The following is a 20448-nucleotide window of genomic DNA, read 5'->3' as shown; positions in this document are numbered from 1 at the left end:
TCCTCCAGTCTTAGCTGTAGTCTCTTTCAGTTCTGTTTTCCCATTTTACAAAAAACCAACTAAAAACAAAAATCTGTACTGTAATTTCCGGCAGTCCAATTAAATGTTCGACCAGAGACATCTTTGTATAAATCATTCCTTCTATTGAACCCGGGATTGGCGCTACTGAGCCAATTAGAGAAAATCCCCAGATCAAAAAAAACATTTTCACCCAGGCATAATCACTTTTAATTAAAGTATTATAAAAAGGGTATAAAATAAAAGCAAAAAAAGCTCCTCTAAAAATTTGAAAAACAGGTGCCAGCCTGACAATTGTGGAATCGGGTGAACGAAAATTAGAAAATGCATCCATCGTAATAAAAGCACTGGCATAATTCTGAAGATTTTTAAATACTACACTGATAAAAACATATGTTATAACATGGACCAGTATAAAACGAATTGTAAAATATACAAATCTCTTAGAAGGTTTTAACATCTTATTCCCCTTTTTCTTAAATATTTTTGAATATAATAGAAAAACTAGTCTCTTAATATTAATTCTATATAAAAGAATTAAATCCTGTAAATTATTTTATATGTAAAGCAGTTACATTGACTTGTCCAAATTTTAGGAATATAATTAGTTTATAATTAAGGAGAAGCAAAAATAGCTAAGCATTTGTAAAAATGCGGCGCAAAGCCATGGACCCATTCAGGGCCGCCAGGCTGCCAGATCTCCTCCCTGGAGTAAGGTCTTTTAAAAGGAGGTAAGCTCATGAAAAATTGGAATCGTGTGCTGGCAGTTTTTTTGATTTTAGTTCTAATCTTTAGTATCACTTTAACCGCTCTGGCTGTTGTTGTCAATCCTCCTGATGATCCTGAAGAACCAGAACCACCTTCCAAAGACAAAGGGAATAATGGAATTGGAAATGGTATTGATCCTCAACCACCTGGAGATCCCAAAGAAAATGATACAGATGAAAGTAATTTACCTCCAGGTCAGTTAAAAAAAATTAAATAAAATTTAATTAGCCTGTAGAGTTTTAATTCTACAGGCTCTTTTTAGAAGCAGGCTATTTAAACTTAATAAATTATAATCAATAAATACTATAATCAGTAAATAATTCTCTTAATTATTTACTCTTGTCCTCAAAACTTTCACCAAAGGTTAATTCCTCAGCCAGATCACCGACATAAGGAAGTTTAAATATTTCTCCATTATAAGCCTTATACATTAATAAAAGCCAGAGAATTGTACCCACAAATGTTATTAATGAAGAAATCAGAATTCCAATTAATGGAATTACAAGCACCAGTGATGAAGCAATAAATAAAGAAAAAAAGGTAATCAGTGACTGCATTGCATGAAAACGAACATGATTATTGTCTTTTTCTATAAATAGAAAGATTAAACCTGTTACCCAGATACCGGCATAAGCCAGAATGGCTTCTACATTTTCATCAAGACCGAGACTGGTTTTTTTATGATACATAATATTTGAGATTATTATCTTTCAAAAAATACTAGATAAAATCTCTATCCCCCTTTTTTCTATAATTTTTATTCAGAAAATTTAATTATTTCTTATATTTATATTTTAACACAAAATATAAAAATTAAAAAGCAGTTTAGCAGGTTAAAAAACCGCCTCAAATTTCTTAAAAGAGGCGGCCGCTAATTTTATATTCCATTTAGATGATAACTTTTAGTTTACTCTAATTCCAGAATTAATTCTCCAGATTCAAGCTGCTGTCCCGCTGCAGCATGGATTGCAGCCACAGTACCATTAGTTGGAGCAGTAATATTAGTCTCCATCTTCATGGCTTCCATAATTACAAGACTCTGATTTTTCTCAACTTCTTCCCCTTCTTCAACTAAGATTTCAACAATATTACCGGGAAGACTGGCTCCAATTTCCAATTCATTTTTAGGATCAGCCATCTGCTTGGAGCTTACATCAGAGGCAGCAGTACTTGCCTCATCATAAACTTTAATTTCTCTTCTGAAACCATTAACCTCAAAGGCCAATCTGCGGTAACCCTGATCATCCACCTTTCCAATCTCTAATAGTTTAACCACCAGAGTTTTACCTTCCTCAACTTTTATTTCACTGGTTTCTCCCTCACGTAAAGCATGAAAATAAACATCACTTCCCATATGGCTTAAATCACCATACTCTGCCAGATAGTCAAGGTAGTCTGTATAAACTTTAGGATAAAGAGCATAAGCTAAGAGATCCTTTTGAGTCGGTTCAAAATCATATTTCTCTTTTAACTCTGCTTCAGCTTTTTCAAAATCATAATCTTCCAGCAGAGTTCCAGGTCTAACAGTTATGGACTCTTCACCTTTTAAGACCAGCTGTTGGAGTTCTTTAGGAAAACCTCCAGGAGGCTGACCGAGCATACCTTTAAAGTAAGCTTCGACTGAATCCGGGAAAGCCATGTTTTTAGCTTCCTGACAGATATTATCAGGTGTCAGATCATTTTTCACCATAAATATTGCCAGATCTCCTACTACTTTGGAGGAGGGTGTAACTTTTGGAATATCACCGAGCATAAAGTTAACCTTGCGATACATTTCCTTAAACTCTTTAAAGCGGTGGCCGAGACCAACACTTTCTACCTGTGGTTTTAAGTTAGAATACTGACCTCCAGGAATTTCATATTTATAGATTTCTGCTGTTCCAGATTTAAGTTCAGATTCAAACTGGGAATAGACAGGTCTAACTGCTCCCCAGTAATTTGAGATCTTCTGAATATTTTCAATATCCATTTCTGGATCACGATAGGTATTTGTAAGTGCTGCTACAATTGAGTTTAAAGGTGGCTGACTTGTTAAACCTGCCATAGTATTAAAGGCAGTATCCACAATATCAACACCAGCCTCAGCAGCCATCAATAAAGTAGCCGCACCATTTCCGCTTGTATCGTGAGTATGCAGATGAATTGGAATTGAGATTTCAGCTTTAAGAGCCTTGACCAGCTCATAGGCAGCATAAGGTTTTAATAAACCGGCCATATCCTTAATTCCCAGGATATGAGCTCCCATTTCTTCAATTCCCTTTGCTAATTCCACGTAATAATCTAAATCATATTTTTCACGTTTATCGTCTAAGATATCACCTGTATAGCACATCGATACCTCAGCAATTTTACCCTGTTTGACAACCTCATCTACTGAAACTTCCATTCCCGGCAGCCAGTTTAGAGAGTCAAAGATTCTGAAGACATCAATTCCAGCTTCAGCTGCTTCTGCAACCAGACTGCGAATTACATTGTCAGGATAATTTTTATATCCTACCCCATTGGATCCTCTTAAAAGCATCTGGAATAAAATATTGGGTATTTTATCACGCAGGCGCTCAATTCTCTCCCAGGGTGATTCCTTTAAGAATCTGTAGGAAACATCAAAGGTTGCGCCTCCCCACATCTCAAGTGAGAATAAATCCTTGGCCAGATGAGAAGTTGCTTCTGCAATTTTTTCCATATCCACAGTTCTCATTCTGGTCGCCATCAGCGACTGATGGGCATCTCTATATGTTGTATCAGTTAAAAGAATCTCTTCCTTATCTTTAATCCATTCGACTACAGCATCTGGACCACCCTGATCTAAAATCTGTTTTGTACCCTCAAGGCTCTCTATTTTTTCAAACTTAGGCACCTTTGGTACATCAAAATCAGGTTTATTTCCCCGAGTTTCATTGACAATTTTTTCACCCAGATAACTTAAAATCTTCTGTTCCTGATCTGAACCTGGTTTAATATCTAGAAGTTCTGGATTATTGGCAATAAAACCTGTATCACAGGTTCCCTTTTTAAACTCTTCGTGATTTAAAACATTAATTAAAAAGGAAGCATTGGTTTTAACTCCTCGCACCTTCATTTCTTCAACTGAACGCATGGCTTTTCTAATCGCATCCGAAAAGGTTCTTGACCAGGAAATAGTTTTAACCAGCAGACTATCATAGTAAGGATTAATTACTGCACCAGTATATCCATTACCCCCATCAAGTCTAATACCATAACCAGAACCAGTACGATAATGGTCAAGGCGACCGGTATCAGGGATAAAATTATTTGCCGGATCCTCTGTTGTCACCCTACACTGGATAGAATATCCATTCATCTTAATTGATTCCTGAGAGGGAATATTAATCTCTTCTGAATCAAGTCTGTATCCCTCAGCAACTAAAACCTGACTCTGAACAATGTCGATTCCAGTTACCATTTCACTAACTGTATGTTCAACCTGAATTCTTGGATTAACTTCAATAAAATAGTGATTATTGTACTTATCAACCAAAAATTCTACTGTACCTGCATTTTTATAACCTGCTCCCTTACATAATTTAAGGGCATCCTGCAGAATCTCTTCTCTTTTCTGATCACTGAGGGCAACTGCAGGGGTAAATTCTACAATTTTTTGATGACGTCGCTGAATTGAGCAATCTCTTTCAAATAAGTGTACAAGATTACCATGTTCATCACCTAAAATTTGTACCTCAATATGTTTTGGATCTTCTAAATAACGTTCTACAAAAATATCGTCTACACCAAAAGCTTTACGAGCTTCTTCTTTTGCATCTCTAAATTGAGAGATCAATTCTTCATCAGAACGAACTATTCTCATTCCCCGGCCACCACCACCAGCTGCCGCCTTAAGCATCAGCGGATAACCATGTTTTTTGGCAAAGTTCTTAATTTCTTCTTCTTTTTTGATAGGTTTTTCCAAACCCGGAATTGTAGGTACATCAAATTTTTGAGCCAGAATTTTAGATTTAATCTTATCTCCTAACTTCTCCATTACTTCTGCATCAGGTCCAATAAACTTGATTCCGGCTTCCTCACACTGACGGACAAATTCTGGGTTTTCTGATAAAAAACCATAACCAGGATGGATAGCATCCACATCTTTTTTTACTGCTAAATCAATAATTTCATCAATAGCAAGATAAGCTTCAATTGGCCCCTTGTTATTGCCAATCTGATAAGCTTCATCTGCTTTAGTCCTAAATAAGGCGGTTCTATCCTCCTCGGAATAAATTGCTACAGTTCTAATGCCCAACTCCTTACAGGCTCTAATTACTCTAATTGCTATTTCTCCCCGATTGGCCACTAAAACTCTTTTAAAATTTTTCGACATTCTCAAATCTCCCTTCTTTAATTCTTTAATAGTTTAAAGTATTTATATTTAATAAAATTCTACCCCAAATGAGGTAGAAGTTATTAATAAAGTATTTTCAGTCACCAAAAACTACACGAAAACTGTTAAAACTCTCATATTTATTTATATTCTTTTTTAGTATACCACAATTACTGGATAATATCTAATCACAGAATATATTATTAATTTTTTGAATTATCATTTATTTTGCTTATTTTGATAAAGAAAAAATACTCCCAGACCAATTAGAACAAGGGGGGTTATATAATTTAAATATTCCATTTTCTGAATAAAATCATTATTATCAACAAAAATTACAAATAATCCAAAAACAATCAGAGCTGCTGCCGGATAAATCGGCCAGTCCCACTTTTTAAAAGCGCTGGTATGAATTAGAACAATTAAAAATGCCAATCCAAGCATAATAAAGAAAAAGCCTCCGCCAAGTTTATCTACAAAGTCTAATCTCTCTAGATCAGAAAAAAGAGCAATGGCCAGCAAAATTGAACCTGGAATTAAAAAACCGATATTTCTATAATGTTTTCTGGCCCCCAGCATAAAATAAGTAAAAATAAAACCTGCGCTCAGCAGATAAAGAAAAATATCATCGCTGATTAAATTTAAAGTATTAAGCAGAATAAACAGTCCAACTGTTATCAATAAAATACCAAGTTTTCTTTTGTCCATTATTAAAACCCCCATTTATGTATTTGATATTTTAATTATAACAAAATTTAAATAAACAGCAAAGTTTAGAAGTCGATATTTTTTAATTCGGTGAAGGAGAATTTTTTTATTTAAAGAATATATTAATTAGAAGAGATAAATTAATTTTTCATAAGAGGTGGCGCAGATGAATAATAAAAATAAACTTCTAGAAGAAATTAAAACGCTGATCTCTTTAGACCTGATAATACTTTTTATAAAAAGAGTCTACCAGAAAGCCAGGGAAAATGATATTTTTATGCACGCAATGGGAATGGTATATATCACCACTCTTTCTATTGTACCTTTTTTGATATTTTCATTTTATATTATGACTCTTTTCAATTTTTTTGGCAAAATTGATACCATTGTAGAGGAAATTAAAACTCTAATTTTAAACAATCTGGCGGCCGGTACTGGAGAAAATTTAATTAACTATCTGGAAGTATATATTCTTAATGTTGATATTGAACAGCTGGGAATAATAAGTTTTGTAACTTTAATTTTTATTATTGTGTTTATGCTGGCCCGAGTCGAAATTACCTTTAACAAAATCTGGAATCTAAAAGAACATCGTGATTTGTTTAAAAGATTTGTTTCTTTCTGGACTTTTATCACTCTCGGTACTTTTTCTATCACTTTATTTCTAACTCTTAGCCTTTTATTTGCTCAAAAATATTTGGGGCTATGGTTGAGCGGAGAACAGATAAGTGAAAGCAATTTTTTTAACTATATTCTATTTTCTTTTAATTTTTTAATTTTTATTATTGCGTATTATTTTGTTCCCAATACTGAGGTAAAACCTACAGCAGCAGTTTTTGCCGGGCTGTTTAGTGGACTGTTATTTATTTTATCCAAAAACCTCTACAATATTTATACTGCTAACTTAATAACCTATAATCAGATTTATGGTCCACTTTCAATTATCCCTATTTTTTTACTCTGGCTTTATTTAATCTGGCTAATTATACTTTTAGGAGCTGTGATTTCTTATGTTTTTCAACATCGATCAGGACTTAAATATATGCTTAACCGACAAAAAATCAACCAGGGTTTAAGAGATTTAATTCCGACAGCAATTTTATTGACACTTTTTAAAAATTATAAAAGCAAAAACAACCAGCCTCTCTCCTTTGCCGAGTTGATTAAAAAAATTAATCTTCCAGCCGAGGATATCAAAACTGAGCTTAAGAATTTGAAAGAAAAAAATATTATTGCTGAAACTGAAAATGGCAGTTATTTACCTTTAAGTGAAGCAGATAAAATTTCTATCTGGGAAAGTTATCAGACCAATTTTTTTGATGAAGAATTTGAAATAAAAAATATTTTTAAAGATGAGGAAATGCAGGAACTTTACAAAGAAATAAAGAATTTAGAAAAAAACAGCTTTAAAAAAATGAAATTTGTCGATTTTTTGAATTAATTTGAACAATAGCTTTAAATCTAATCAAATTTATGCTACAATTAATGATTGTGTCAGGCATTATGCATTGAGGAGGAATTTAAATGGTTAAAAAAGCTAATAATGAAAATAATGATAACCAGAATGATAGTACTGAAGAAGAAAATGATCTAGATCTTTCCATACCTGATGGAGCAGGTATTGATGATTCCGTACGTGTTTATTTAAAAGAAATGGGAAAAGTAGATCTGCTTGACAAGGAAGAAGAAGTTGAACTGGCCAAAAGAATTGAACAGGGTGACCAGGAAGCTCGTGAAAAACTAACTGAAGCTAATTTAAGACTTGTTGTCAGTATTGCTAAAAAATATATAGGACAGGGTATGTCTTTTTTGGATTTAATTCAGGAAGGTAATAAAGGTTTAATGAAAGCAGTTGAAAAATTTGATTATACCAAGGGGTATAAATTTAGTACTTATGCCACCTGGTGGATCAGGCAGTCTATTACCCGAGCTCTTGCTGATCAGGCAAGAACTATTAGAATTCCGGTACACATGGTAGAGACGATGAACAAATTACGAAGAATTGAAAAAAGACTTAAAAAAGATTTAGAAAGAGAACCAACCCTGGAAGAAATTGGTGAAGAAATGAATATGGAACCAGAAAAGGTCTTAGAAATTCAGAAACTGGCCATGAACCAGCAGCCTACTTCTTTAGATACTCCAATTGGTGAAGAAAAAGACAGCCATTTAAAGGATTTTATCGAAGATCAGGATGCTCCGGCTCCTGAAATGCTTGCCTCTTCTGAACTTTTAAAGGATCAACTGGAAACAGTTCTGGATACTCTAACTGATAGAGAAAAAAGAATTATTAAATTAAGATTTGGACTTGAGGATGGGCGACAGAGAACTTTAAAAGAAGTTGGAAGTCAGTTTGGTGTTACCCGCGAAAGAATCAGACAGATTCAGGCCAAAGCTTTAAGAAAGTTAAGACATCCTACCCGGAGTAAAGAATTAAGGGGATATTTAAATAACTAAGCTAAAAATTATTGGGCAAAAATAATTAAAGGCTGAATTACTCTTTTCAGGAGTAGTTCAGCCTCTTTTTTTATCTTTTATACTATTTTCTTTTCTACAAAAGAACAAATCAAATCATAAAGAAAATCAATGTTCTGCTTTTCTTTTTTAAAGTTCTGCTGTAGCAGCGGAATATTAGTCTGGAGCATAGCAAAAAGTCGATATAGATCCTCATCATCTTTTTCTAACTTAACCTTAAACTCTTTTTCTAAGATAATAATAAAAAGTTCATATATCTGATTAATCACTACATTGGGAAATCTAATTCGCTTAAATTTCTCTTTCTGCTCTTCTTCACCAATTTCTAAATCATTCATTATATAACGAAAAAGTTCTCGCACAATCGATTTTTTTTCTTTCATTTCAGAATAAAGAACTTCAATATAATTTTTTAAATAATCATTATCAGTATTTTTGCAGTTAGCGCTCAAAATCTGATAGGTCTCCTTCCAGCTTTCTTCAAAAACCCCAATATATAATTCCCATTTATTTGAATAATAATTATATAAAGTACCTACAGCTATCCCGGCTTCTGATGCAATTCTACGCATACTTACATTCTGATATGGATTTTTTTTAAATAGTTTTAAAGAACTTCTGGCTATTTCTTCTTCCAGATTTTCAATTATTTTAGGCATATTATACTCCCTTTATTAAAATATTACAGAAAACTTATTAATCTTATTTAAGCACCCTCACTATCATATTCTAGATTTAAATTACGGATTCCTGCCTCTCCTTCCAGTTCTTTAATTTCTTTATAAACAAATCCAAACAATATTACTGTCAGGAGAAAGGTAAAACCATCCGCAACTGGTTGAGCCATAAATAGCCCTTTTAAATCGAAATAATTTGGCAGCAGAAAGATTGCTGGTATAAAGAAAATACCCTGTCTGGATAAGGAAAGAATAGTTGCCGGGATTCCATGCCCCAATGCCTGAAAAAGAGTATTGGTGGTTATAGAAAATCCCATAAGTGGTAGAACAACTGCGTAAAGTCTTAATCCCATTGCAGCAATTTTTATAACTTCCGGATCCTGACTAAAAACACCAATGACCTCCCGGTTAAAGAAAAAGAAAACTGCAAAAAGTATTAAGCCAAATAAAGTTGTTCTCTTAACAGTGACTTTTATTGATTCCTTAAGCCTTTCAATTTTTCTGGCTCCAAAGTTAAAACCAGCTACCGGCTGAAATCCCTGAGTAAAGCCTGCTGTTATAAAAAAGCCAAAAGAAAAAACTCGGTTAATTATCCCGACTGAAGCCACAACAACCGCCCCATAAGTTGCAGCCATATTATTGAGTAAAGTCATTGCTACACTGCTTAAAAGCTGTCTAATCAAAGTAGGAATACCTATTTTCATAATTTCTGTATAGATAGAAAGAGAAGGTCTAAATTCTCTTAGTTTTAAATCAAGAACACTATTATCTGACTTATAAAAACCAATCAACATTACCGTCGATACAGCCTGAGCAATTACAGTGGCAGTTGAAGCTCCAGCAATTCCCATCTTAAAAGTGAAAATTAATAACGGGTCTAGAATTATGTTTAATATAGCTCCAGTACTTAAAGCAATCATGCTCATCTTTGCACTGCCTTCTGCTCTCACCATATTATTCATATTCATATTACTCATTGTAAAAATTGAACCGATAATAATAATAGCCGTATAATTAACTGCATAGGGCATTATCACTTCAGTTGCTCCAAATAACCTGAGTAAAGGTTTGAGAAAATAAAGACCTCCTGCAGCCAGAACTACAGCTAAAATAAAGGTAGTTACAATTGAAGTTGTCGAAACTCGATTAGCCATTTCTCTGTTCTCTTCTCCTAAAAGTCGCGAAATATAGGAGGCTGAACCAATACCGAAAGTTAAGCCGATTGCCGAAATAACCATAAAAAGTGGAAAAGCTATGGTCACTGCTCCAATGGCTTCGGTACCAATTCTTCCCACAAAAATTGTATCAACTATATTGTAAACCGCTGAAACAAGCATACCAATAATTGCAGGTATTGACATCTGCGTCAAAAGTTGAGGAATTGGAGTCGTTGCCAGTTTTTTTGTCTTTTCATCTTTATACATTTTTTTCCCTCCATTTATTTTTATGAATTATGTTCATTTTAATCTAAAAAAAGAGTTTATGAATATCGTTCACTATAAATATTATAATGAATATTGTTCATAAAGTCAAGTGTTTTAAATTTGTTTTATTTATAATTTATAAATTTTTTTGATCTGCTTTCTGCTGAATAAATTTTCTCCCGGTACTGGAATTAAAAAAAATAATATTGAAAACAAAAAAAATTAAAGCACCAACAAATATAACATATTCCACCTCAAGCAACTTAATTGTTAGAGATGAAATTAAAAGTGAAATTGGTACAACAATTTTAATAATACTCATTTTAACACTCAAAACTCGTCCCAGTATATTTTGAGGTACACTTTTTTGAATTATTACATTTGCGGGTACATCTATCCAGGCAACTGAAATACCACTTAAAAACATCAGCAGACTATAATAGGTTAAAACAAAATTTGAGGCCGGAGTATTTTGAAAAATAATAATAGGCAGAGCAAAAGTCGTTACTCCAACTGCAGCGACAAAAGTAATATTCTTTATTAAAAGGTTATAGCTTATTTTATTCATTATCTTTTCAGTTAATATGGCTCCCAATATCATACCTACCGGAAAAGCTGCCTGAATTATACCATAATTATTAGGATCTATTTTCCAGACAGTATTTAATAGATAAGGTAAAGGCACAATTAAAGTAAAATTAAAAAAGAAATTTAAAGCCACAAAAATATAAACTAAGGCTCTTAAATTTTCTGATCTAAAAATATAATAAAACCCCTCTTTTAATCTATAAACAAAATCATCTGAATCTTTATTGCTGCCAGTTTCCATTTGTATTTGCTGATTATATTGGTAATCAATATAATATTCTATCAAAGCAGAGATCAAAAAAGAAATTGCGTTAATTAAGATAAAACCTTCCAAATTAATAAAACCATAAATTAATCCACCAAGCAGTGGTCCTAAAATTTGAGATAATGACTCTATAACTCTGGCCTGAGAATTAATTTTAACCAGCCCAGATTCTTTTACCAGCCCTGGTTTGGCAGCTTCTAGAGCAATATCAAAAAAGACTGTTAAAGTTGTCATTACAAAAGTACTGAGATATAGAATATAAAGATTAAAATTAAAATTTGTGATCACCAAATAGATCAGAAAAAGAAATAAACCATTAATCAGATCAGAACCAACTACCAGAATTTTTTTATTAAATTTATCTGCCATAACACCGGCAATTGGATTAAATAAAACAACTGGCAAAGTATATAGAGCAAGATTCAAAGCAAAAGAGAATGCAGAAGATGTTGTCCTTAAAAGATAAAGTCCAATCACAAACGCATAAATTGCTGATCCGAATAAAGAAATTGTCTTTCCTGATAAAAATAGCAGCAAATTTAATTTTTCCTGTCTGTCACTTTTTAATTCCTGATTAATTTCAGCTTGGTCTTCTTGATAATTTAACATTTTAACTACCTCCTCTTTTCTAAATCAATTATAAAAAATGGAGGTAACTCAAGTGCAAGAGTTTCTAAAAATTTTTTTAGAAAATATTTTCGAAAAAGTAGAGCCAACTCTACTTTTAAAATTTATTTTTTTGCCTGCAGCTGATAAGAATAAATCTGATCTCCAATTTGAGCAAACTCTTCGTATTTACCAAAAGAACTATTAATCTTTTTAGGCTCTGATTTATTCTCAGTTAAAAATTCAAAACCTATTTCCTTTAATTTAGTTCTAATATTCGAATGAATAAAATAATCTCTGTACTCTCTTTCAACTATGTTCTTAGCACCAAATTTATGATAAATAATAAAGACTGCTGTCATTGTAAAATGATCTTTAAAATATTTGAGCAGCAGCTCTGGTAAAAATCCTCTGTTATGAAATGAAAAATTAGAAATTCCGGAATAGTCAATCAAATAATCAAGACTGCTTTCTTTAAGTGGCAAATCTGGCAGCTCAGCTGTTAAAAAAATAACTTCCGGACCAGAGGGGGATAACTCCAATAAGGTTTTAAGATATCTATTCAGCTCAGCATCATGTTCAACACAAATATAGGTTAAATTAGAAGGCAGCTGATCATAGATGTTTCTTAATAAGAGCCCATAACCAGAACCGGGTTCTAAAATAACTTGATTTTCCAGTTTAGAATAATCAAGTCTATTTTTCAACCATTCCAGACTCTGATATGATTGATCAATAAATTCAGAATCAGTCTGTTTAATATAATCTGTTACATGATAAATTGGATCTATTTCAATTACTTCGTCACCTTTTTTTCTCTCATAAACATCTTTAGTATATATAATACCATCTTCAATTAAAATTTTTTCGCCACAACTGCAGTTGAGACTTCCCAGATGAATTCTATTATTTTCAATTTTTTCTGCAGTTAAAGTTAGATCGGACCCACAGGCCGGGCAGGCAAAAAGACTCAGCAAATTCAAATTTAAACTGAGATCATTACGCCTGTCATTGTTTGCTGATTTTAATTTTTTTAAATGAGAGTGCAAAGCATTTTTGGCATCTTTTAACTCTATAATTCTTCTTTCTAAACTGTCAAGTTTTCGATGATATAGATTTTGATAATAGCTGTTTTTTTGATAATTACTCAATCTGCCAATCCTTTTAAAGCTTAAAATTTCCTTGATTTCTTCTAAAGAAAACTCCATTTCTTTTAGTTTTAATATTTCTTCCATATCCTCCTGATCTTCATTATTAAATTCATAATGTCCTCCGTTTTTATGGGGATTAATCAGTTTTAATTTCATATAATAACGAATGGTATCATAACTTAAATCAAATTTGTTTGAAAATTCTCTAATTTTCATTTAAACTATCCCTCCGATTTAGACTTTCGGCTATTAAAATAAAATTAAAAAGCTTAAGCTGCTGTATTCATACAGCAGCTCTGTTCCAAAATTTATTTTTTATTTAATTGCCAGTGAACCCATTGGGTCCCATGGTTTTAAAACAACGGGGTCTTTTTGATATGATTCAAGATCACTCTCAGATAGGTGTTTTTTATTAATAACTACTTCATAATTAAATTCTTTAAACCAGTCATTACTCATAATAAAAAATCCATCATCACCAACCTTTTCTCCCCAGCTATTTTGAACTTTCCAGCTAAGTGGCTCTTCATTTTTTAGGTTAACTCCGGTAAAAGCCATAGCATGAGTTAAGATACTTTCGCCATACTGCAGGCGCTGACCTTTGTCCAGAGAAAATTTAGTATCCAGCACCTCTGCATAATTAAATAGTTTAGTATCCATTATACCTAAATCTCTATCTGACCACTGGCCAACATCACAGCCAAACCAGACGGGTTCTCCATCTTTTAGCTGTTCTTTGCTGTAATCAATTAACTTATCAATCGCGAGATTTAAATAATGAATCTGGGGGCCTTCTTTTACATTACCCAAAAATTCTACTGTATAAGTCTGATCAAAAGGCTTATCAGAAGTAGGAGCATTGATTATGCTTACATAATCTGTCATTTTTACTTTCGAGTATTTATGATAAAATTCCTGTGGTGTTAAATCAGCATCTCTATAAAATTCACCATTTTTATTTCTATACTCAAAATCAAATTTCTGAGCCGGTTCACCTAAAAAATATGCCAGAATTGAATAAATTTCAGCCAGCATAGTTTCTTTTTCTTCTCTTAAACTTTCTTTATCTGCACCCAGCTTATAATCTTTCCGCAGAGTATGTGCCAGATCTCTTAATTTTAAACTTAAAATTTTATTCATATAGCGAGAATTACTGCTGTGGTAGCTTTCGGGCATCACATATTTGGGTACAATACCATATTTTTCGATTAAAGCAGTAAACATATCCCACTGACCGCCATCATTGGTAGGCTCATTTAAAAGCCACATTACTCGACGGCTGTCAAGATCAAGCTCAGCTGTTGCAATAATATTTTCTAAAAAATAATTTGCTTTTTCCAGCTTATCCCAGAACATTGTATAAGCTTGAGAAAGCTCAAAATCATGGTCTTTAATCTCTAAATCTTTTGAAATACTGTAGCGAATATTATTTAAGGCTGCAAACATCCAGCAGCGCCCACTTTTTTTCTGGTTTGTTACCCGGCCAACATCAATTTCTACCGAAAAATCATAGTGCATATTTTTAATTGAATTGTTATTTAAAGCCGTATTATTGATTCCGTTTTTTATTACAGCATTAGCAATAATATCATTATTTTTTCTTTGTTTAAATTTCTTTTGAAACATCTCCAATTTAGGCTGATCAATTATCTGTCTGTTCATTTAAAAGCCTCCCTTTATTTATCGACTTAATTTATAACAATACATAAAAAGCCTGATTTTTTTGCATTGAAGATCATCTGATTGTACATTTTTCTTCATTTTTTAGAGATTTATATGCTGGACGAATAATCTTATGATCACTAACCAGCTGTTCGATACGATGTGCACACCAACTGGCAACTCTCGCTGTAGCAAATAAAGGGGTAAATAATTCCTGGGGGATATTTAAAAGCTGATAGACAAAACCAGAATAAAGATCCACATTAGCACAGATTTCTATATCTTCTCCCCGCTCTTCTTTAAATATTTCTTTGGTTAGACTTTCAATATTATCATAAAGTTCATATTCATCAAGTCTATCCTTGGCTGCAGCCAGCTCTTTAGACTTCTTTTTTAAAATAACAGCTCGCGGATCACTTTTGGTATATACTGCATGCCCCATTCCATAAATTAACCCTTTTTGATCAAAAACTTCGCCTTTTAAAATTTTCTTTAGATATTCTTTTAGACTACGGCGATCAGAATAATCAGCCAGGTTTTCTTTAATATCATCAACCATTGCTTTAACTCTTAAGTTGGCACCACCATGTTTTGGCCCTTTAAGACTCCCCACAGCTGCTCCCACAGCAGAATAAGTATCTGTTCCACTGGAGGAGACTACATGAGTTGTAAAAGCGGAATTATTTCCACCCCCATGCTCAGCATGAAGAATTAATAATAAATCCAGAGTATCCTTTTCCAGCTGGGTATACTTGTTATTTGCTCTAATCATATGTAATATATTGGCAGCAGTCCCCAGTCCCTCCTTAGGATTGTGAAGGTAGAGGCTTTGATCATCAAAATAATGTGCTTTAGCCTGAAATCCATAAGAAATAATTGTAGGAAATCTAGCAATTAATTTTAAACTTTGAATTAAAATCCGATCAATATCAAGCGAATCAGGTTTTTCATCATAAGAATAAAGAACGAGTATTGCCCGCTGAAGTTTATTCATTACATCTCTGCTGGGACTTTTCAAAATTGTATTTTCAGTAAAATGAGTTGGCAGTTTTCTAAATCCATCTAAAATAGCATTAAACTTTCTCAATTCCTCCTGCTGAGGGAGTTCTCCAAATAGCAGAAGGTAAACAATACTTTCAAAACCAAATTCGCCAGTGTTTTTTACCAGTTCGTCTACTTCTATATCTCTATAGAATAATTTACCTTCAATTGAAGTTTTAACTCCATCACAGTAAGTATAACCATGAACAGAACCAATTTTTGTAAAACCAACTACTACACCTGTCCCATCCGAATTTCTCAATCCCTGTTTAATATCATACTGTCTGTAATATTCTTTATCAATCTTATTAACCTTTTCAACTTTTTTTGCTCTATCTTCAAGCCAATTTTCCTTTAAATCCTTAATTAACCAGTCTTTAGTTTCCACATTCTCACTCCTCTATTCTCTACTTATTGTGGACTGATAAAATAAAAATTTCGTAGATATATCTATTATAACAGAATTTTGGCTTTTAATAAAATCAAATTGCTTTAATTGATATCATATTTTATTTTAATCAATATTTTCTTTTCTTAAAAAGCAGATTTAAAATCACAAATATTTTTAAATAATCCAATTTTTCCACCTCACTCAATTCTGATAGTACAATAATAACCTGGTTGAAATAAAAAAACACCTATCAAAAGTTAGGTTTTGCTGTACCTGATAGGTGGTGAGGCCAAAAATCATTAGATTATATTAAGTTTTCTGGCTTTGGCAGCAGCCTTAGTTCTATTTTTAACAGCCAGTTTAGAATAAATATTGCTTAAATGCCATTTAGTTGTTCCTTCGGTAATAAATAATTTTTCGGCTATTTTTTTGTTGCTTAGTCCTTCCGCCAGCAGAACAATAATCTCTTTTTCTCTTTCAGTTAGAGGATCAATAAGCTCTGAATTATTTTGCCGTTTTCTTTTAGTTTCAGATTTGAAATTAAATTTTACTATTACTTCCTGTTGCAGCTGCTTAAATTCTAGAAGTAATTCTGCTAAATATTCTTTATATTCCTCTAAAACAGTTAAATAACTTTCCTTTTCCAGCAAAATCAGTGTATCTAAAAGTAATTTTCTACTTTGAGTGCGATTTTCTAATTTTAAAAAAATAAAAGACATTAAAATTTGTCTCTTTATTCGATCAAGAAAGTCACAATTTTGATAATCAATTTTCTGCAGATAATTTAATGCTTGCTGATAATTAGCTTCTACTATCAGCAGCTCTGTAATTAAAAAAACTGCTTTTACTCTGACTCCAAAAAATGTCTGCTTATCTATAAGTTCCTCCTTAGCTTTTATCTTTTTTCTCAAAAGGATACTTATTTTATTGTTTTTCTGAGCATTAATTAGCTCGAATTTTAATTTTTCCATTTCTACCAGCTGGTAATTAACTTTTAAATTATATTTATTACATAATTCTAAAGTCTCTAAAATTATATTTTCTGCCTCTTCTATTTGCCCTAGATAAAAAGAACTGCGGGCATAATAAATCATTGGCAGCCAATACACATGAATTAATTCATAAAATTGACCTGCTTCAATTCCTTTAATTAAATAATCTTTTGATTTCGAATAATTTCCCTTTAAAAAATAGATTATACCCATCGGAATAGAAAGAAGATTAATCAACTCAGCTGCAACTTTTTTACTTTTTTTAAACCGATTTATACTTTCCAAATTAAGATTAAAAGCCTTATTTAAACCGCCCTTTTGTGTCAGTTTTAAAATCAAATTCATCAGTGAATTAATTTCCATTAAATACTGTTCTTTTTCTCTCGCCATAAAAGCAGCACTGCGAAACGATTCGATTGACTCTTCAATTTTTAAATAAGATGATTGAATCTGTCCCAGACTCATTAAAGCATTAATTTTAAAAATATAATCAGTATTTGAGATTAAATTTAAAGCCTCTGCAGTTAAACTACAGTGCTCTTCAGCATCTTGATATTTATCCATCAAACAACTTAATGTTAAAAGACGTCCTCTATTTTCTGGACTTAAGTTCTTTTTATTATTTATTAAATTAAGATAATAAGCAGCCTCTCCAGACTGCCCCAGAATAAAAAGAGACCAGGCTTTTATCATTAGAATTAGAGGATGATTTTTTAAAAAATCACCGGGAATTGAATTTGACAAATTTAAAAATTCTTTTAATTCCCCAGTTTTTAAATATTCTGGAATGGAATCTTCTAAATAGTTTACTGCAGAATAATAATCATCTATTTGTAGTGAATAAAAAATAGCCTCCTGAAAATAACTATTTTCTGCAAACCAGGCTGCAGCTTTTAAATAAAGCCTGCGTTTTTGTAGAAAACTCAACTGACTGAGCAAAAAATTTCTAAAAGGATTAAAATATCTAAAAATATTATTTTTTAAATCAACAGCCTCTATAAAAATCTTTTTTTTAAGTAAATTATCAATTAAAACTTTGCTTTCCTGAGATGAAGCCAGCTGATCAGCAAGCTCTACGGAAAAGCTTTCTACAATTGATGTTTTTAAAAGAAATTCTTTTTCTTCTAACTTAAGTTTAGAATAAACTTCTTGATTTAGATACTGAAACAAGTTATTGTTGGTTAATTCAAGTTCATTTTTTAAATTATTAAGATCATATTCCGGTTCATTTAAAAGTTTAAATAGAAAAAATTCTATCACCAGAGGCCATCCTTCAGTAATTTGATAAAGCTTTTTAATTTTATTATCATTCAAACTAAGATTTTTTTCTCTCTGGATAATTTTTTTCAATTCAAGATAGTTAAATTTCAAATCATCTTTTTTAATTCTAACAATTTGGCCCTTAATTTTCTGTCTTTCAATTAAAAAAGGAATTTCTTTTCTACTAATTAAAATAAGATTTAAATTATCAGGCATTAATCCAATTAAGTATTTTAAAATATCAAATACGGGCTGTTGCTCAATTAAATTTAAATTATCTATAACTAAATTTATTTTATTTTCTACACTTTTAAGGTCTTTAAGCAGACTAAAAACTATTTTTTTTGCATTTAATTTAAGCGGAATCCTTAAAATTGCTTCAGTATTTAAAAAATCTCTTTTGGTTGATTTTTTTAAAGCAGTAATAATTCCCCTAATAAATATAAATTCATCTTTAAAATTATTGTCAATACTAAGCCAGGAGGCAGACTCGCTGCTGATCTCAATCCAGTCGGCAGCCAGAGTTGTTTTGCCGAAACCTGCCGGAGCTGTAATTAATGCCAGTGATCCTTTCTTTTCTCTACTCAGCCTATCCAGATCTTTAAGTAATCTTTTGCGCCTGTAAACATTATTTAGTTCTGGTATCCGAGTTTGAAATTCCATTAATAACTCCATTTAATCAATTCCTTTTTTATTAACTAAATTTATTAGACCATCAAATATTTTACTAACTATTAACTATTAAACTACATTATACATTTCAATCAATATTTTTAATTATTTCTAAAATGCTATCTCTTCCACTTAAAAAATCCTCAAATTTTGTTTCTACTGTAATATCCGGGTATAGGGAATCAGGATCACTGTTTTCAAGCAGTTTAAAATAATTAGTAGAATAACTTACTCTTAAACCTGTATTTGGAAGATTAAAAGTCCTGACTTCTCCATAATGATTTGGTTTGCCCATAGTTGCTGTACCAATTAAATAGCCATCTAGTTGTTTTTTAAAATCAAGAGCATTAATTATTGCAGAAGAAAAAGTATCAGCTCCAATAATAATATAAGTTTCAAATTGATCTCGATATTTACTCAATTTTTCAGCCAGTTCTGTCCCCTGACTTGAGTCACCTCCAGAATTAAAACGAAGATCAATTACCAACTTATCTATTTCCTTATTTTTGATATAATTTAAAATTTCAGATTCTTCTGCAGCAAATGAGGGGAGTTCAGAATTAGGCTTCCCATGTTTTTGGGCCAGCTCCCTACTCCAGCAGCTATTGTATTGAAAATAAACCATCTTTTCTGCTGCAATATAATCTGACCAGAAAAGTTGATTGGCATTAGACCGTATATAACCAGTCTGATAATCTAATTTGCTTAAACTGTTATTACTGGAAGCCATATTCTTTATTTTTAAAGGTTCAAAATTAATTCTGATTTTCTCACCGTCTTTTTCAAATAAAAATTCATTTTTAGAATCAACTATTCCTAAATATTTGAGCACCTCATTTAATTTAAGAAATGAACTGATCCTGTAATCTATAGAAATCTGATTATCAGCAGTAATAATTTTATTAAAATGGTCTTTTAATTCTTCGATGGAATAATTATTAATAGCTATTAATTTTGCTCCCAGAATTTTTTTATATTGATTATCGGTCATAATTACTCGATAACCATCTTCAAATTTTTTTAAAAAAAGTGGATAATATTCAGTTAAAAAACGAGTATTATCAATAGCTGTATGAGTGTCACCAATTTTAGCAAAAATTTCAGCCAGTCTTAAAGTTGTATCCAGATTTGAAAGTTCTGGCAGATCATTTTTCAATTTATCCATCTCTTTTATAAATTCTTCTTTTTCAAGCTTAAAAAACAAATTATAATGCTCTACCGGCAGCTCACTTTCCAGATAATTGAGATCACTTAACCAGTCTGCTTCTGAAATTTCAGCTGCCATTACCAGATTACTGCTGAATAGCAAAAAAATCGAAATGAACAAAAATATTTTTCGCATCAAATCTCCTCCACAATTAAAATAATATTTATGATAAAATTATCACAATCTATTCAAAAGATAAAAACCGTT

General features: G+C 31.9%; 15 protein-coding genes and 1 riboswitch. Of the genes, 3 read left to right on the top strand and 12 right to left on the bottom strand.

Annotation, left to right across the window (positions count from 1 at the left end):
* Positions 1-10 precede the first annotated feature (10 nt).
* Positions 11-478, bottom strand: coding sequence for a hypothetical protein (locus tag DFR80_RS05970; protein WP_076543355.1), 468 nt, complete (start codon positions 476-478; stop codon positions 11-13).
* A 163-nt stretch (positions 479-641) separates the two neighbouring features.
* Positions 642-716: riboswitch (cyclic di-GMP riboswitch) on the top strand.
* 41 nt (positions 717-757) lie between these two features.
* Here DFR80_RS05970 and DFR80_RS05965 point away from each other — a divergent pair.
* Positions 758-1003, top strand: coding sequence for a hypothetical protein (locus DFR80_RS05965; protein ID WP_076543354.1), 246 nt, complete (start codon positions 758-760; stop codon positions 1001-1003).
* Between the two features lie 112 nt (positions 1004-1115).
* On the opposite strand, the gene DFR80_RS05960 is transcribed toward DFR80_RS05965, so the two are convergent.
* The 3 genes from DFR80_RS05960 to DFR80_RS05950 form a co-directional block, all read right to left on the bottom strand.
* A complete protein-coding gene (locus DFR80_RS05960; RefSeq protein WP_076543353.1) occupies positions 1116-1475 on the bottom strand; it encodes a DUF4870 domain-containing protein in 360 nt (119 codons plus the stop codon).
* Positions 1476-1693: 218 nt separating this feature from the next.
* Positions 1694-5125: a pyruvate carboxylase gene (locus DFR80_RS05955; RefSeq protein WP_076543352.1), complete on the bottom strand. Its 3432-nt coding sequence runs from the start codon at positions 5123-5125 to the stop codon at positions 1694-1696.
* Between the two features lie 219 nt (positions 5126-5344).
* Entirely contained in the window at positions 5345-5833 is a 489-nt protein-coding gene (locus DFR80_RS05950) for a hypothetical protein (protein ID WP_076543351.1), read from the bottom strand.
* A gap of 166 nt (positions 5834-5999) precedes the next feature.
* Here DFR80_RS05950 and DFR80_RS05945 point away from each other — a divergent pair, with 166 nt between their 5' ends.
* Both DFR80_RS05945 and rpoD read left to right on the top strand, forming a co-directional pair.
* On the top strand, positions 6000-7274 hold the full coding sequence (locus DFR80_RS05945) for a YihY/virulence factor BrkB family protein (RefSeq protein WP_076543350.1): 1275 nt from the start codon (positions 6000-6002) through the stop codon (positions 7272-7274).
* An 83-nt stretch (positions 7275-7357) separates the two neighbouring features.
* Entirely contained in the window at positions 7358-8287 is a 930-nt protein-coding gene (gene rpoD, locus DFR80_RS05940; RefSeq protein WP_076543349.1) for an RNA polymerase sigma factor RpoD, read from the top strand.
* A 77-nt stretch (positions 8288-8364) separates the two neighbouring features.
* On the opposite strand, the gene DFR80_RS05935 is transcribed toward rpoD, so the two are convergent.
* The 8 genes from DFR80_RS05935 to DFR80_RS05900 form a co-directional block, all read right to left on the bottom strand.
* A complete protein-coding gene (locus DFR80_RS05935; protein WP_114489458.1) occupies positions 8365-8964 on the bottom strand; it encodes a TetR/AcrR family transcriptional regulator in 600 nt (199 codons plus the stop codon).
* A 47-nt stretch (positions 8965-9011) separates the two neighbouring features.
* Positions 9012-10406 carry an MATE family efflux transporter gene (locus DFR80_RS05930; RefSeq protein WP_076543347.1) on the bottom strand — a complete coding sequence of 465 codons (1395 nt, stop codon included), beginning with the start codon at positions 10404-10406 and terminating at the stop codon, positions 9012-9014.
* Positions 10407-10542: 136 nt separating this feature from the next.
* A complete protein-coding gene (locus tag DFR80_RS05925; RefSeq protein ID WP_076543346.1) occupies positions 10543-11868 on the bottom strand; it encodes an MFS transporter in 1326 nt (441 codons plus the stop codon).
* 122 nt (positions 11869-11990) lie between these two features.
* A complete protein-coding gene (locus tag DFR80_RS05920) occupies positions 11991-13232 on the bottom strand; it encodes a MerR family transcriptional regulator (protein ID WP_114489457.1) in 1242 nt (413 codons plus the stop codon).
* Between the two features lie 99 nt (positions 13233-13331).
* Entirely contained in the window at positions 13332-14678 is a 1347-nt protein-coding gene (locus DFR80_RS05915; RefSeq protein ID WP_114489456.1) for an aminopeptidase C, read from the bottom strand.
* 73 nt (positions 14679-14751) lie between these two features.
* Entirely contained in the window at positions 14752-16107 is a 1356-nt protein-coding gene (locus DFR80_RS05910) for a citrate/2-methylcitrate synthase (RefSeq protein WP_076543343.1), read from the bottom strand.
* 302 nt (positions 16108-16409) lie between these two features.
* Positions 16410-19025: a LuxR C-terminal-related transcriptional regulator gene (locus tag DFR80_RS15520; protein ID WP_305037538.1), complete on the bottom strand. Its 2616-nt coding sequence runs from the start codon at positions 19023-19025 to the stop codon at positions 16410-16412.
* A gap of 97 nt (positions 19026-19122) precedes the next feature.
* Positions 19123-20376, bottom strand: a complete 1254-nt coding sequence (locus DFR80_RS05900) for a S41 family peptidase (RefSeq protein ID WP_114489454.1) — start codon at positions 20374-20376, stop codon at positions 19123-19125.
* Positions 20377-20448 lie beyond the last annotated feature (72 nt).

This window comes from Halanaerobium sp. ST460_2HS_T2 (genome assembly GCF_003337665.1).
Lineage (GTDB): Bacteria > Bacillota > Halanaerobiia > Halanaerobiales > Halanaerobiaceae > Halanaerobium > Halanaerobium kushneri.
Note: the sequence above shows the minus strand (reverse complement) of the source record. Positions and strands in the feature narration are given on the sequence as shown.

Coding starts and splice junctions, on each gene's coding strand:
- DFR80_RS05970 (WP_076543355.1), bottom strand. CDS start 478: ATGTTAAAACCTTCTAAGAGATTTGTATATTTTACAATTCGTTTTATA.
- DFR80_RS05965 (WP_076543354.1), top strand. CDS start 758: ATGAAAAATTGGAATCGTGTGCTGGCAGTTTTTTTGATTTTAGTTCTA.
- DFR80_RS05960 (WP_076543353.1), bottom strand. CDS start 1,475: ATGTATCATAAAAAAACCAGTCTCGGTCTTGATGAAAATGTAGAAGCC.
- DFR80_RS05955 (WP_076543352.1), bottom strand. CDS start 5,125: ATGTCGAAAAATTTTAAAAGAGTTTTAGTGGCCAATCGGGGAGAAATA.
- DFR80_RS05950 (WP_076543351.1), bottom strand. CDS start 5,833: ATGGACAAAAGAAAACTTGGTATTTTATTGATAACAGTTGGACTGTTT.
- DFR80_RS05945 (WP_076543350.1), top strand. CDS start 6,000: ATGAATAATAAAAATAAACTTCTAGAAGAAATTAAAACGCTGATCTCT.
- rpoD (WP_076543349.1), top strand. CDS start 7,358: ATGGTTAAAAAAGCTAATAATGAAAATAATGATAACCAGAATGATAGT.
- DFR80_RS05935 (WP_114489458.1), bottom strand. CDS start 8,964: ATGCCTAAAATAATTGAAAATCTGGAAGAAGAAATAGCCAGAAGTTCT.
- DFR80_RS05930 (WP_076543347.1), bottom strand. CDS start 10,406: ATGTATAAAGATGAAAAGACAAAAAAACTGGCAACGACTCCAATTCCT.
- DFR80_RS05925 (WP_076543346.1), bottom strand. CDS start 11,868: ATGTTAAATTATCAAGAAGACCAAGCTGAAATTAATCAGGAATTAAAA.
- DFR80_RS05920 (WP_114489457.1), bottom strand. CDS start 13,232: ATGAAAATTAGAGAATTTTCAAACAAATTTGATTTAAGTTATGATACC.
- DFR80_RS05915 (WP_114489456.1), bottom strand. CDS start 14,678: ATGAACAGACAGATAATTGATCAGCCTAAATTGGAGATGTTTCAAAAG.
- DFR80_RS15520 (WP_305037538.1), bottom strand. CDS start 19,025: ATGGAATTTCAAACTCGGATACCAGAACTAAATAATGTTTACAGGCGC.
- DFR80_RS05900 (WP_114489454.1), bottom strand. CDS start 20,376: ATGCGAAAAATATTTTTGTTCATTTCGATTTTTTTGCTATTCAGCAGT.